The organism is Rhizobium sp. SL42 (assembly GCF_021729845.1).
Lineage (GTDB): Bacteria > Pseudomonadota > Alphaproteobacteria > Rhizobiales > Rhizobiaceae > Allorhizobium.
Genome location: NZ_CP063397.1, coordinates 3,711,031 through 3,725,302, shown reverse-complemented (window position 1 = coordinate 3,725,302; position 14,272 = coordinate 3,711,031). Strand labels below are relative to the sequence as shown.

The following is a 14,272-nucleotide window of genomic DNA, read 5'->3' as shown; positions in this document are numbered from 1 at the left end:
CGGGTCAGCCCAGATAGGTTTGCGCGAGGATGTCGGAAAGCTTTTCCAGCTCGCGTTCGAGGTTCGTATAGACCTCGGCGGTCATGGTCTCCGGTGTCATCACAGCAAGGCCGGAATGCAGGCGCATGGCTTCCCTGGACATGCTCGACATCTGGCCATTGATCATGGCGTTCGGCAACTGCTCGACCTCTGTGCGGATCTCGTTCAACTGGAACAGGATCGAACGCGGGTTGAGCGGGTCCAGCGCCAGAAGATCGGTGACGGTCAGGCTGGCCGTCGAGACGTTGTAGCGGCGGCGATGGGTCATGACGTTGTCGCCAATCTCCAGCAGCATGTCGAGTGCGCCATCGGGCGCGTCGGGCCCGGTCATGTGGCCCAGAAGCCGGGTCATGTGCAGGCCGCGCTCCAGCAGACGGCCGATTGTGAGGAAGCGCCAGCCGGTGAAACGGTACATGTTTTCATGCACCAGACCGGCAAAGCCCGCGAGCTTGCGCAGCAATATGGTCATCGCATGGGCAGCATCGTCGCCCGGCTTGACGCGTTCGTGGAAGCGTTTGGCCGTCTTCGACAGGTCGGTCAGCGCCAGCCAGCCATCGGGCGAGAAACGGTCGCGAATATTGCTGGCGGAGTAGACGGCACTGTCGATGTTGCGCAGCAGGCTTTCCGGTACGCCGTTCTTTGTGTCGACATCGATATCGGAGAGGTAATCGGTGACGAAGGCGAGAAGCGGTTGGTCCGGGTTGGCGCTCTCGGCAAAGCGGGCATGCCAGGCGCGCAGGATGCGCAGCACACCTTCGGCGCGCTCGATATAGCGGCCCAGCCAGAAGAGATTGTCGGCAGCCCGGCTCGGCAGGCTGCCGGGCATGTTGCGGGTGAAGCTTTCCTCGGCCGGCAGCAGCGAGGTGCGATCGACCGGCTTGTCGGACACGATCCAGACATCGGCAGCGCTGCCGCCGGACTGCATGGCGATCGCAGACACGTCGTTGCCGCTGCCGATGCGGGCGAAGCCGCCGGGCATGATCTGCCAACCATCCTTGGTGCGGGCGGCAAAGACCCGCAGGCTCATCGGGCGCGGGCACAATTGGCCGTTGATGATCGCGGGCGTGGTGGACAGGGTGACCACCTCCTGCCCGACGAGGTTGCCGGCCTCGGCTTCAAGCCATTCGGCGGCCGTGCGGCCCTGGCTGTCCTTGTAGCGCGACCCCATCACCGAGCGGCCGTTGTCGTCGAAGAAGGGCAGGCGGGAATAGGCCGAGCCGATGACCATGCGGTCCAGATGCCGGGCGACATGGTCGCGTTCGGCCTTTTGACCGCACCACCAGGTGGCGATCGACGGCAGCTTCAGTTCCTCGCCCAGCAGATGGCGCGAGATGGTCGGCATGAAGGCGAGCAAAGCGCGGGTTTCGAGAATGCCGGAACCGAGCGCATTGACGAAGGAAACGGCACCATTGCGCAGCGCCTCGACCATGCCGGGCGTGCCGATATAGGAGTTCTGGTCGAGTTCCAGCGGATCGGCGAAAGCCGCATCGAGGCGGCGCCAGAGCACGCTGATCGGCTTGAGGCCGGCGACGGTGCGCACCATGACCTTGCCATTGACGACGGAAAGGTCCTCGCCCTCGAGCAGCATGATGCCGAGATAACGGGCGATGTAGGCGTGTTCGAAATAGGTTTCGTTGGCCGGGCCGGGTGACAGAACGGCAATGCGGTCGTCATTGCCCTGTTTCTGGCCCTGAAGTGCCGAGCGGAAGGCGCCGAAGAAGGAGGCGAGCCGGTGCACATGGGTTTCGGCGTAGATGTCGGAAAATGCGCGCGCCGTGGCCACGCGGTTTTCGAGCGCAAAGCCTGCGCCGGACGGTGCCTGCGTGCGGTCGGCCAGAACCCACCAGTTGCCGTCAGGACCGCGTCCGATTTCGAAGGAACAGAAATGCAGGTAATGGCCGCCGGCCGGCTTGATGCCAACGAGGGGGCGCAGGAATTCGGGATTTGACGCGATCAGTGCCGGTGGCAGGAAACCTTGCTGCACAAGAGTGTTGTCGGAATAGATATCGGCGACGACCTGTTCGAGAAGATCGGCGCGCTGGACAAGACCATCAGCCAGTACCTGCCATTCGGCGTCGGAAATCAGCACGGGAATGTGCGAGAACGGCCAGGCGCGCTCGCTGCTGCCGTCCGAGCCATAGGCACGATAGAACACACCGGCATCGCGAAGGTAACGATCTGCCCGCGCAAAGCGCTCGTGCAATTCGTGTTCGGTCATCTTTTCGAGGGCAGAGACAAATGGCTGCCAGACCGGGCGGATTTTGCCCTGGGGATCGATCATCTCATCGGCTGCACCCGCCACCGCGCGGTAGCGGGCCGTGCGGGCCGCGCTGGCGGGTGCTTTGGGCGGGGTCTTTTCCGCTGCCGGTTTATTTGCCATCAAATCAGATACCCTGGGGTCGTCTCAGGTCCAATGTGTGCGGAAATTCCGGCGACACGGTCTCGGGCCAAAGGGGATAGGAGCCGGCTGTATGGCCCCATGGCTCGAAACGTGCAAGCCGTCGGGCTTCCGCTTCATTCCCATTCACAGGGAAAGTGTCATAGTTCCGTCCGCCGGGATGGGCCACGTGATACACGCAGCCACCGATCGAGCGTCCGGACCATATATCATATATGTCGAATGTTAGCGGTGTGTTGACGGGCAGGACCGGATGCAGGCCTGACGCCGGCTGCCAGGCCTTGTAGCGCACACCAGCCACGGCGACTTCATTGATCCCGCTCTTTCGCAGCGGCACGCGCCGGCCGTTGCAGGCAACGGCGTATCTCTCGGGATTTGCCGTTTCCAGCTTCACCTGCAGGCGCTCGACGGACGAATCGACATAACGGACCGTGCCGCCGATCGCGCCCTGTTCGCCCATGACATGCCAGGGCTCCAGTGCCTGGCGCAATTCCAGCTTTGAGCCCTCGTATTCCACCTCGCCGGCGAAGGGAAAGCGGAATTCGAGCTGGGCGGCAAACCACTCGGGCTTGAAGTCGAAACCGTGGTGGCGAAGATCGGCCAGCACTTCGAGGAAATCCTGCCAGATATAATGCGGCAGCATGAAGCGATCGTGCAGCGAGGTGCCCCAGCGGACGAAATTGCCGCCGATCGGATTTTTCCAGAAACGGGTGATCAGCGCGCGAATCAGCAATTGCTGGGCCAGCGACATGCGGGCATTCGGCGGCATTTCGAAACCGCGGAATTCGACAAGGCCCAGGCGTCCGGTCGGGCCATCCGGAGAAAACAGCTTGTCGATGCAGATTTCGGAGCGATGAGTATTGCCGGTGACGTCGATCAGCAGGTTGCGGAACAGCCGGTCGACGAGCCAGGGCAGAGGCGGGACGTCGCCCGTATCCGGCATCGGGATCTGCGCCATGGCGATTTCGAGTTCGTAGAGGCTGTCATGGCGGGCCTCGTCGATGCGCGGCGCCTGGCTGGTCGGGCCGATGAACAGGCCGGAAAACATGTAGGACAGCGAGGGATGGCGCTGCCAGTGCAGCACCAGGCTCTTCAACAGGTCGGGGCGGCGCAGGAAGGGGCTGTCATTGGTGCTGGCGCCGCCAACCACGACATGGTTGCCACCGCCGGTGCCGGTGTGGCGGCCGTCGATCATGAACTTGTCGGCGCCCAGCCGGCAGAGGCGTGCCTCTTCGTAGATCGCCGTCGTGGTCTCGACGCAGTCTTCCCAATTGTAGGCCGGGTGGATGTTGACTTCGATGACGCCGGGGTCCGGTGCCACGCGGATGACATTCAGCCGCTCGTCATGCGGTGGCGTGTAGCCTTCGATATGGACGGGCAGGTTCAGGGACGCGGCTGCGCGCTCGGCCGAGGCGACGAGGTCGAGATAGTCCTCCAGCGCCGCCGTCGGCGGCATGAAGATGCACAGCCGGCCATCGCGCACCTCGACGGATATCGCCGTGCGCACGCGTCCGCCGATTTCCTCGTAGGACTGTCCCATCTGCTGTTGCTGGCCGGTATCGGTTTTCAGCGAATGCTCGGGCATGACGCGACCCTTCTCGGTGGAGAAGTCGGGCAGCGGCGGCTTTTCCACCGTCGGGTCGTCCGGATTGATATAGGGATACCAGGACGGCGACACATAGGGCAGGGCATTGAGCGGCAGGCGGAAGCCGACGGGGCTGTCGCCGGGGATGAGATAAAGCTGGCCACGACGGGTGCGCCATTTCTCGCTGACCCAGGTCCGGCCCGATGCCCGGCTCTGCCAGGCCTGTACGGGCAGGACATAGCCGGCCGGATTGGTCAGGCCGTTGCCGAATACCCTGGCGATGCGGTTGCGTTCCTCCGGATCCTTGAGCTTCGAATTGGACGGATCGACATTTTCCGGAAGATTGCCTTCCTTGACGATCCATTCGGCCGGATCCTCATAGGCCGGGGCGACATTTTCGGGCGGAATGTCGAGTTCGACCGCGATCGCTTCCAGCAGGCGACCGGCATCGGCCTGGTCGACCTTGTGGTCCTTGTTTTCCAGCGCGATCAGGTCTGGATTGTTCCAGACCGGCAGGCCGTCGCGGCGCCAATAGAGCGAGAAAGTCCAGCGCGGCAGGCTCTCGCCCGGATACCATTTGCCCTGGCCATAATGCAGGAAGCCACCTGGCGCGAAACGTTCGCGCAGGCGGCGGATCAGGATGTCGGCCTTTTCGCGCTTGGTCGGCCCGACGGCTTCGGTGTTCCATTCCTCGGACTGAAAATCGTCGATCGACACGAAGGTCGGCTCGCCACCCATGGTCAGGCGCACGTCACCGGCCTTCAGCTCGGCATCGACCTTGCGACCAAGTTCATTCAGCGAATCCCAGCTTTCGTCGGAGAACGGCTTGGTGATGCGCGGATGCTCGGAAACACGTTTCACCTGCATGTCGAAGGCAAATTCGGTTTTTGCCTCGCCGAAATAGCCACCGGAGATCGGTGCCGCATTGCTGAAATGCGGCGTGGCTGCGAGGGGAATATGGCTCTCACCGGTCAGAAGGCCGGAGGTCGGGTCGAAGCCGATCCAGCCGGCGCCTGGAATATAGGCTTCGCACCAGGCGTGCAGATCGGTGAAATCGACTTCGGTCCCGGACGGACCGTCGAGCGCCTTCAGGTCCGGGGTGAGCTGGATCAGGTAGCCGGAGACGAACCGCGCGGCGAGCCCGAGACGACGGAGAATCTGCACCAGCAGCCAGCTTGTGTCGCGACAGGAGCCTCTGGCCGAATTCAGCGTCTCGTCCGGTGTCTGGACGCCGGCTTCCATGCGGATGACATAGCCGATTTCCTGCTGAAGCCGGGCATTGAGCGCAACGATCATGTCGACCGTGCCCTGGCCGGGCGTCATGTCGATCGTTTTCATGAAGGCTGCGAGCGCCGGGGTTTCCGGTTCCTGCGTCATGTAGATCGCCAAGTCGTCGCGTATTTCCGCCGGATAGTCGAAGGGCCATTTCGATGCCTCTTCCTCGGTGAAGAAGTCGAAAGGATTGTAGACGCTCATGTCTGCGACGAGATCGACCTCGATCTTGAACTCGGTCACCGGGTCGGGAAACACGAATCGGGCAAGATAGTTGCCGTAGGGATCCTGCTGCAGATTGACGAAGTGGTTTTCCGGCGTGACCTTCAGCGAGTGGCTGATCACCTTGGTTCTTGAATGGGCAGCCGGTTTCAGCCTTATGATCTGCGGCCCAAGCTTGATCGGATTGTCGTATTTGTAATGGGTGAGGTGGTAGATGCTTGCCTTGATCGACATACGGTCCGCTTGCCCTGTTCGCCCTTGTCATTGCCGATTACACGGCTGAACGATGATCTTGTGCAATGCAGCGGCATAAAGCAAGCGGGCCCTGACGACTGGTATCGCAGGGCCCGATATTCATGCGTTCCGGATAAGGATCAGCTGCGGCCGAATTCATCCACCAGGCGAATAATATCGTCTTCGCCGAGATAGGAGCCTGTCTGGATCTCGATGATCTCCAGCTGGATCTTGCCCGGATTGCCGAGGCGATGCACCGAGCCCTGCGGAATGTAGATCGACTGGTTCTCGTGCAGGATGGTGACCTTGTCGTCGATCGTCACTTCGGCCGTGCCGCGGACGCAGACCCAGTGTTCGGCACGGTGGTGGTGCTTCTGCAATGATAGCTTCTTGTCCGGATTGACGAAGAGGCGCTTCACCTGGAAGCGCTCGCCATTGAGGATCGAGGTATAGCCGCCCCAGGGGCGCAGCGAGGTCGGGTGATTTTCCGTCAGATAAGCCGTCTTTTCATTCGCGGCCAACAGCTTGACCAGCGAACCGACGCTCTGGCTGTCGTCAAGACGGCCGACATAGACTGCGTCTTCCGACGCGATCACGGCGACGCCTTCCATGCCCTGGACCGCGATATGGTTGTGCCGCGACATGACCAGCGAGTTCGTGGTGCCGACGACGGTCGCGTTGCCGGTCACGACATTGCCGTTCTCATCGCCACCGTCGAGCTTCCAGATGGCGTCCCACGAGCCGAGGTCGGACCAGACGATCGGGGCTGGGACAACGGCCGCGTTCGAGGTCTTTTCCATGACGGCGTAGTCGATAGAAATGCTTGGTGCCTGGGCAAAGCTTTCGGCATCAAGACGGGTGAAATCGAGATCGCCCTTGGCCTTCTCGATGGAGGTTTCGACGGCTGCCAGGACGGCCGGCGCGTGCGTCTGCAATTCCGAGATCATCTGTCCGGCGGAAAAGACGAACATGCCGGAGTTCCAGGCATAATTGCCGCTGGCTAGCATCTGGCCGGCGGTCTCGGCGTCAGGTTTTTCCACGAAGCGTTTCACGGTCGAGGCGCCGTTGCCGAGGGCTTCGCCAATCTCGATATAACCGTAGCCGGTGGCGGGTTCGGTCGGAGTGATGCCGAAGGTGACAATTTTGCCGGCGCGGGCGGCATCGGCAGCCTCCGCAATACAACGTCGATAGGTATCGTCGATGGTGATTTCATGGTCAGACGGCAGGATCTGGATCAAGGTATCCGCGCCATGACGCTCTCGGACCACCAAAGCGGCCGCTGCAACAGCCGCTGCCGTGTTGCGGGCCTCGGGTTCGAGGATGATCGCATCGAGGCGGGTATTCAACTCGCGCGCCTGTTCCGCCACGAGAAAGCGAAAGTCCTCATTGGTGATCACCAGGGGCGCATCGTAGATGTTGCTGTCGGCCACACGCAACATGGTTTTCTGTAGCAGGGTTTCGTCGCCAAGGAAGCGAATGAACTGTTTGGCGGCCGTAGCGCGTGAGAGAGGCCAAAGCCGGGTTCCCTTGCCGCCGGCCATGATGACCGGAACGATCTTGCTGCTCATGTTGTCTTGCCTTTCAGTCTCTGGGCGGGCAGAGCGCTGCCCTGGTGCGTAATCGCGCGTCCGTTTCGACCTCGGATGAGGCATCGCATTGTGCACCGCGCAATCGTGGAACGCGGCAACACCCGGTTTGTTACATTTTTTGTTCCCTTTTTCCAAGTGACCCTGCCTTCCTCCATTCGGGTGAAAGTGAAGCCATGTCGTATGGTTGGCATTGCCGCCCGGGTCTTCCTGTGATCAATTCCACGGGCAGAGTTGCCGGATGCTTCCGCCGCCGGCCGTTGATGAAACAAGCTTCCAAGGCGCCCGTTTGTGACCCATCCAGCACCGCTTTTTGACGTCCCCGTTGCTCCCGTCATTCCCGTTCTGGGCGAAAGCAAGGGGTTCCCCGTTCACAGGATCTTTTGCGTCGGTCGCAATTATGCAGCCCATGCGGCCGAAATGGGCAATGCGGTGGACCGCACGGCACCGTTCTATTTCAACAAGCCGCCAACCGGCCTGCTGCTGAATGGCTCGACCATGCCGTATCCGCCGGGCACCAGTGACTGCCATCACGAAATCGAACTGGTGATCGCGATCGGGGCTCCGGCGTTCCGGATCGCCGAGGACGCCGCCGAGCGCATTGTCTACGGTTACGCGGTCGGACTCGACATGACCCGTCGCGACTTGCAACAGGTTGCCAAGGACAAGGGGCGCCCGTGGGACATGGCCAAGGGTTTCGAGAATTCGGCGATTATCGGGGCGATTACCAAAGCGGTCGATTTCACGCCGGAAAGCCAGCGCATTGCCCTGGCCGTTAATGGCGAAACGAAACAGGTGGGACATCTCAGCGACCTGATCTGGTCGGTTGCGGAGATGATCAGCCACCTGTCGCGCTACTACCATCTGACGCCGGGCGATCTTATCTACACCGGCACGCCATCCGGCGTTGGGCCGATTGCTGCAGGTGACGTTCTGGTGGGCGAGGTCGAGGGGCTGGAGACACTCAAGGTTACGATTGGTGCGGCCGAGTGAGGCGCCCATGAGGCGACCGACCCGTGGGCGGCGGTGAGGACAAGGGCGGCGTGCCTGTTCCCGGGCGCGCCTGCGGTCCCTGTTCGCTCTGCTGCATCCTGCCCGATATCGACGAATTGGACAAACCGGCGAATGTCGTCTGTCGCCATTGCGTGCCCGGCGGCGGCTGCCTGAGCTATGCGGTGCGGCCGCAGACCTGTCGTGATTTTCTCTGCCTCTGGCGGACCGAACCGGGGTTGGCGGCGCATTGGGATCCGGCCGCGAGCCACATGATGATCTACGTCCAGGGGCGGCAAACGACGGTGCTGGTCGATCCTGCGCATCCTGCCATCTGGCAACGCGAGCCCTATTTTGGCGAACTGCGCCAGCGGGCGGCGGAGGCGAAGCGCAACGGGGGTTATCTGATCGTCTATGTGGGTGATGAGGTGACGCTCGTCGACTGAACGGCATGGTGCTCCCGGTCCCCGTCATGTCGAGGATCGGCGCGCCTGCCGCGCCGGGACCGAAACGAAAAGGCCTGCCGTTTCCAGCAAGCCTTTTCATGTTCTTGGCTTAAGCCGTCCCGCCCATTTTCACCGTAGAGCACTTGTGTCCCGTCAATGCCGCGGCGGCAGGCGCGAAGTCCGGCGTCAGAACACGGCCAGATACTTCAGCAACGAGATAATGCCGATGATGATCACGACGATGCGGGCGATCTGTTTCGCACGGCCATCGACGGGCAGCATGCCGATCAAATAAAGGACCAGCACGATAACCAGAAATGTAATTAAGATGCTGATCAGAACAGATGTTCCCAATTCCCCAACTCCTTGAACTGGCGCACAATTGCGCTCTACAGCAGTAACTATGGCGCGATTGGAACAAGGAAAGGGTAGCCGGAAAGAATCTCGCGACGATTGTGCGACCCGACCTTGTTTCCGACACAATGCCTTTCTACATAGAGCATATCAGGATTGCTTATGAGCGCTGGAAGTTTCTGTCGCTCGCAATCTGGATGTCGCCTTAGGCTTTTGACCACGGATGTACTGGCACTGGTGAGTAGGCGATAATGAGGAAGGTCGGTGCGGTTTCGCCCCGGCCTTTTTTGTTGTCTTGCGGGTAGTTCGCCCCGCAAGTGCCATCCCCGGGCGTCTGCAGCAAGGCGTGCTTGAGCGATGTATGCCTGGCAACGGTATAGCATCCTTGCCATGGACGCCGTCAGACGCTTGCGATTGGCAGCGCGAACTTACCTTGCCTAAGGCCTGATCCTCATCCGTCTCGCAAAAACAATATCAAATTCTGATGGTGTCGGAGCGCGCTGCGCCGATGCATGGGAAGGCAGTGCGGGGAGGCCGTGCGCGCCAAAGAAAAAGGGCTCGTCGTTTCCGACAAGCCCTTGATTTCTCTGAATTCGAATGGTGGGCGTGACAGGGATTGAACCTGTGACCCCTACGATGTCAACGTAGTGCTCTCCCGCTGAGCTACACGCCCATCCGATGGCGGCTTAAGACCACAAAACCCCGGCGCCCGTCAATAGGCTTTTTGGAGTTTTATGAAGAGTTTTTTACAAGCTCTTCGAGAGGCCTTACGCAGCAAGGAGTTTGTTGACTTCGTCGACGAGGTCGCGAAGGTGGAAAGGCTTGGAAAGAACCTTGGCGTCCTTCGGAGCCTTCGAATCGGCGTTCAGCGCGACGGCTGCAAACCCGGTGATGAACATCACCTTGAGGTCAGGATCGAGTTCGGTGGCGCGGCGCGCGAGTTCGATTCCGTCCATTTCCGGCATCACGATATCGGTCAGGAGAAGCGAAAAGGGCTCTTCGCGCAGCCGGTCATAGGCGCTGGCACCGTTGTCGAAGGAGGATACTTTGTAACCCGCCTTTTCCAACGCCTTGACCAGGAACCGGCGCATGTCGTTGTCATCTTCGGCGAGAAGGATTTTCTGAGTCATTTATGGACCGCTTACACTGGAATTGCATGGAAGGCTCGCAGCCCCTGACATTAGGTCGTGCCGAGTAAAGATCCCGTGAACAACGAAAAGAGGGCCGGTAGCGCCGTTGTCAGCAGTATGGACTTCGCAGCTGCCAACTGGCAACATGGTGAACGCAACAAGTTTGTGACTTGGTAAAGAAGAGGCGCTGGGGACGGAATGACAAGCGATTTCGAGCTGTTCGAGGTTCGCGAGCCCCAGGTTCAGTCCATTCCCTTTGTGTATAACTCTCCGCATAGTGGGCGCAAATACCCGGTTTCATTTCTGGACGAGACGCGACTCGACGATCTGGCGATTCGCCGGTCCGAGGACCACTATGTCGACGAACTGTTTGCCGCGGCGCCGAGCTTCGGCGCGCCGCTCTTGCTGGCGCATTTCCCGCGTGCCTATGTCGACGTCAATCGTGAGCCCTACGAGCTCGATCCGCGGATGTTTTCCGATCCGTTGCCGCCGTTCGCCAACAGCAATTCGGCGCGCGTGGCAGGCGGGCTCGGCACCATTCCGCGCATCGTGGCGGAGAACATGGAAATCTATGAGCGGCGCATGCCGCTGGCTACGGCCCTTGAACGAATCGAGGCCTGTTACAAGCCGTATCACGCCTGCCTGCGCCGGCTGATTGCGCGCACCCATGCGCGCTTCGGCTTCGGTGTGCTGATCGATTGTCACTCGATGCCGGGCAATATCCGTGTTGCCGGCAGCGGGATGCGGCCTGATTTCATCGTCGGCGATCGCTACGGCACCAGTGCGTCGGCGGAACTCTCCCAGGCGGCGCTCGAGTTTCTGGGAGGTCTTGGCTTTGCGGCTGTGCGCAACAAGCCATATGCCGGTGGGTTCATCACCGAGCATTATGGGCGCCCGGCACGTGGGCTGCATGCGCTGCAGATCGAAATCAATCGCTCCCTCTACATAGACGAGGCAACGCTGCTGAAGCAGCCCGATTTTGATGCGCTTGCCGGTTCTCTCGCCCTGTTCATGGGGCAAATGGCTGACTATGTCGCCGATTATGCCGGGGATACCGCTCTGGCGGCCGAATAATCCCAAAGCGTTAGCCAAAAAAAACCGCGCCAAGGGCGCGGCTAAGTCTAGGGAGGAAACACCCAAGGAGGGTATTTACAGTCAAAGACTGTAGCTGAACGATACGTGTTGCAGTGCACCATTGTCAAGATAATTGTGGCTCATTTTTAAGCAGGATCAAAAAATACGCAAATTGTCGCGAGTGCCTCGCCACAGGGATGCCGCTCCGGGGCCAGAGTTGGCGGTTTTCTTTCTCGGCAACTCGCTTTATGACTGGCGCCGTAATTCCTCATTCGACGGATTTTTCCATGCGCCCTGATCGTCTGTTTTTCGACCGCCTTGCTGATGCTGCCAAGGCTGAAACCCTTCCGCGTTTCCGCTCGGGTCTTTCGGTGGTCAACAAGGAAGCGGGTGGGTTCGATCCGGTAACCGAAGGTGACCAAGCGGCGGAAGCGGCGATCCGGCGGCTGATCGAAGCGGAGTTTCCGACGCATGGCATTCTCGGCGAAGAGCATGAGAATATCCGTATGGACAGCGATCAGCTCTGGGTGATCGATCCGATTGACGGAACGCGGGCGTTTATCTCCGGCGTGCCGGTGTGGGGAACGCTGATCGGCTTCCAGGAAAACGGCCGGTCGGTGATGGGGCTGATGGACCAGCCGTTCACCGGCGAGCGCTACTATGCCGATGGCGATCGATCCTGGTATCGCGGTCCGGATGGCGAACGACAGATCACCGTGCGCGATTGCGGTGCGCTGGAAAACGCCATCCTGTTCACTACCTCGCCGCACCTGTTCAAGGGTTGGGAGGTCGAGCGCTTCCAGGCCGTGCAGGACACGGTCAAGCTGTTCCGCTATGGCGTCGATTGCTACGCCTATGCGCTGCTGGCTGCGGGCCATGTCGATCTGGTCATCGAGACGGTGCTGAAGCCCTATGACGTCGGTGCGCTGATCCCGATAATCGAGCAGGCCGGCGGTGTGATCACCACCTGGGATGGCGGACGGCCGGAAAACGGCGGCTCGATCATTGCGGCGGGTTCCGCCAAGGTGCATGCAGAGGCGATGGCCATGCTCAAGGCGCGCTGAGCGCCTTTCCCTTTCGCGTCAATCCTCGATGTCTGCGTCCGTCAGGCGAGGCGTTTCGCGCACTTCGTCCGGCTCGCCGCCGGGTACAAAGGCGTAGAAGGCGGCCAGTGCCTGGGTGCGGTAGCGGTCGTGTTCCTGCAGGACCTCGTGGCGACTGCCGGGCACCGGCACCAGTTGGCCGGCGCGGAAATATTGCGACAGTTTCTCCTGATACATGAAGGGCACGATCGGATCGTTGCCGGGCGCGATGATGACCGTCGGCACCGTGATCGAGGCGAGATGGCGTGGGTCGCGGACCTGGTCGATCGTCTTGTGTGCCTCATACAGCCAGCGCGCCGTGGGCGGTCCGAGAAACAGTTCCGGATGGTCGATGACGAGCCGCTGGTTGCGGGCAAAACGTGCGGGATCAGTGGTCAGGGGGTTTTCGTCGAAATCCTTGCGCGGTTCATCCCTGTTCAGGCAGATGTTGCCGAAACCGGTCCAGCTTGCCAGGCGCGAGAGGCGATAGATGGTTTCCGGCGAGGCCTTCTGGCCGCCGAGGCCGACGAATGGCGCTGTCAGCACCATGCGCTCGATGCGATTGGACAGGCGCGGCGCCGCCTTCAGCGCGATCAGTCCGCCGGTCGAATGGGCGAGGACAAAAAAGGGCAGGCGGGTATCGGGCAAGACGACCTGTTCGAGGAAAATTTCCAGGTCGCGGACATAGTCATTGAAGCGGTTGACGTGACCTTTGCGCGGATCCTTGATCAGCCGCTCCGAACCGCCCTGGCCGCGAAAGTCGTATGTCGCGACCCAGAAGCCGCGTGATGTCAGGTCATCGATCGTTTCGAAATATTTCTCGATAGTTTCATTGCGACCATGCAGCAGGACCACAGTGCCCTTGATCTCGGCGCTGTCGCTGCGAAAGACGGCATAGCGCAGCTGGATGCCGCGATGACCTTTGAAAAAGCCGACCGTCGGGCGGCCGGGAACGGGATTGCCTGGGGTGGCGTGAAGAATGGCGTCCATGCTTGCAAATGCCTGACCGTTCGGGGCGCACTTCGTCGTTTCCATCGGGATAGGATGACGATCGGAAAAGGTCAAAGAAAAAAGCCGGAACCGCTTCAGGGGAGAGCGCGGTTCCGGCGAGATCCGCCGGGATGGAAGGGGCGATATTCCCGGCATCGGGTTCGAGACAACCGATGATGCTGTTTTAGGGCGGCGGGCCTGAACCGGCCTTGAACCTGGCGTTCACATGCAATTCATCGACACAAACACGGCTGATCTTGAATTTTTGCAGGCCATTTCCCACATCGTCATCACGGACGCCGCAAGGGTCCGAAACACGCTGCCGGCATGGCCCGAAGGGGATGCTGGCAGATTGAGAACACGCCAACGTCGCTTCCAAGGAGGACATTATGCGTCACGTCGATTTTTCCCCGCTCTATCGTTCCACGGTCGGTTTCGATCGTCTGTTCACCATGCTGGACACGCTTGCGCAGCCTGATCAGGCGCAGAGCTACCCGCCCTACAACATCGAGCGCACCGGTGAAAACCTGTATCGGATCACCATGGCGGTGGCAGGCTTCGATGAGGCCGAGCTATCGATCGAGGCCCATGCCCATGTCCTGACGGTCAAGGGTGAGAAGGCCGAGGAGGATAGTGGCGAGCCGACCGAATTCCTGTATCGCGGCATTGCCAAGCGCGCCTTCGAGCGCCGGTTCCAGCTCGCAGATCATGTTGAAGTGACTGCCGCTTCGCTGAAGAACGGACTTTTGCACATCGATCTGTTGCGCAACATTCCCGAGGCAATGAAGCCGCGCCGGATTTCGATCAGCGCCGAATCTGCTGCCGCGCTGCCGAAGGCCATCGAAGCCCGCGTCAACTGACCGTCTGAGC

The 14,272-nt window shown here is 60.7% G+C and carries 11 protein-coding genes and 1 tRNA gene; 5 read left to right on the top strand and 7 right to left on the bottom strand.

What is annotated here, in order from left to right:
• Positions 1-4 precede the first annotated feature (4 nt).
• The 3 genes from IM739_RS17605 to IM739_RS17595 all read right to left on the bottom strand — a co-directional run bounded on the left by IM739_RS17605 (position 5) and on the right by IM739_RS17595 (position 7,318).
• Positions 5-2,419: a circularly permuted type 2 ATP-grasp protein gene (locus IM739_RS17605; RefSeq protein ID WP_237368963.1), complete on the bottom strand. Its 2,415-nt coding sequence runs from the start codon at positions 2,417-2,419 to the stop codon at positions 5-7.
• A 4-nt stretch (positions 2,420-2,423) separates the two neighbouring features.
• Entirely contained in the window at positions 2,424-5,750 is a 3,327-nt protein-coding gene (locus IM739_RS17600) for a transglutaminase family protein (protein WP_237368962.1), read from the bottom strand.
• A gap of 140 nt (positions 5,751-5,890) precedes the next feature.
• Positions 5,891-7,318: a mannose-1-phosphate guanylyltransferase/mannose-6-phosphate isomerase gene (locus IM739_RS17595; protein WP_237368961.1), complete on the bottom strand. Its 1,428-nt coding sequence runs from the start codon at positions 7,316-7,318 to the stop codon at positions 5,891-5,893.
• A 309-nt stretch (positions 7,319-7,627) separates the two neighbouring features.
• Between IM739_RS17595 and IM739_RS17590 the strand changes: the two genes are divergently transcribed.
• Together IM739_RS17590 and IM739_RS17585 are read left to right on the top strand one after the other, a co-directional pair.
• Positions 7,628-8,329, top strand: coding sequence for a fumarylacetoacetate hydrolase family protein (locus IM739_RS17590; protein ID WP_237368960.1), 702 nt, complete (start codon positions 7,628-7,630; stop codon positions 8,327-8,329).
• Between the two features lie 23 nt (positions 8,330-8,352).
• The gene (locus IM739_RS17585) at positions 8,353-8,772 is read left to right on the top strand and encodes a hypothetical protein (protein ID WP_237368959.1); all 420 of its coding nucleotides are present in this window, start codon (positions 8,353-8,355) and stop codon (positions 8,770-8,772) included.
• A 186-nt stretch (positions 8,773-8,958) separates the two neighbouring features.
• On the opposite strand, the gene IM739_RS17580 is transcribed toward IM739_RS17585, so the two are convergent.
• The 3 genes from IM739_RS17580 to cpdR1 all read right to left on the bottom strand — a co-directional run bounded on the left by IM739_RS17580 (position 8,959) and on the right by cpdR1 (position 10,256).
• Entirely contained in the window at positions 8,959-9,126 is a 168-nt protein-coding gene (locus IM739_RS17580; RefSeq protein WP_237368958.1) for a Thivi_2564 family membrane protein, read from the bottom strand.
• A 598-nt stretch (positions 9,127-9,724) separates the two neighbouring features.
• Positions 9,725-9,799: transfer RNA gene (locus IM739_RS17575), tRNA-Val, on the bottom strand.
• Positions 9,800-9,893: 94 nt separating this feature from the next.
• On the bottom strand, positions 9,894-10,256 hold the full coding sequence (cpdR1, locus tag IM739_RS17570) for a response regulator CpdR1 (protein WP_006726917.1): 363 nt from the start codon (positions 10,254-10,256) through the stop codon (positions 9,894-9,896).
• A 198-nt stretch (positions 10,257-10,454) separates the two neighbouring features.
• Between cpdR1 and IM739_RS17565 the strand changes: the two genes are divergently transcribed.
• Entirely contained in the window at positions 10,455-11,330 is an 876-nt protein-coding gene (locus IM739_RS17565; protein ID WP_237368957.1) for an N-formylglutamate amidohydrolase, read from the top strand.
• Positions 11,331-11,617: 287 nt separating this feature from the next.
• Positions 11,618-12,394 (top strand): histidinol-phosphatase, encoded by a 777-nt coding sequence (gene hisN, locus IM739_RS17560; RefSeq protein WP_237368956.1) that lies wholly within the window; start codon positions 11,618-11,620, stop codon positions 12,392-12,394.
• Between the two features lie 18 nt (positions 12,395-12,412).
• Here hisN and IM739_RS17555 read toward each other — a convergent pair whose 3' ends face one another.
• Positions 12,413-13,402 (bottom strand): alpha/beta fold hydrolase, encoded by a 990-nt coding sequence (locus tag IM739_RS17555; RefSeq protein WP_237368955.1) that lies wholly within the window; start codon positions 13,400-13,402, stop codon positions 12,413-12,415.
• Positions 13,403-13,791: 389 nt separating this feature from the next.
• Between IM739_RS17555 and IM739_RS17550 the strand changes: the two genes are divergently transcribed.
• Positions 13,792-14,262 carry an Hsp20 family protein gene (locus IM739_RS17550; protein WP_237368954.1) on the top strand — a complete coding sequence of 157 codons (471 nt, stop codon included), beginning with the start codon at positions 13,792-13,794 and terminating at the stop codon, positions 14,260-14,262.
• Positions 14,263-14,272 lie beyond the last annotated feature (10 nt).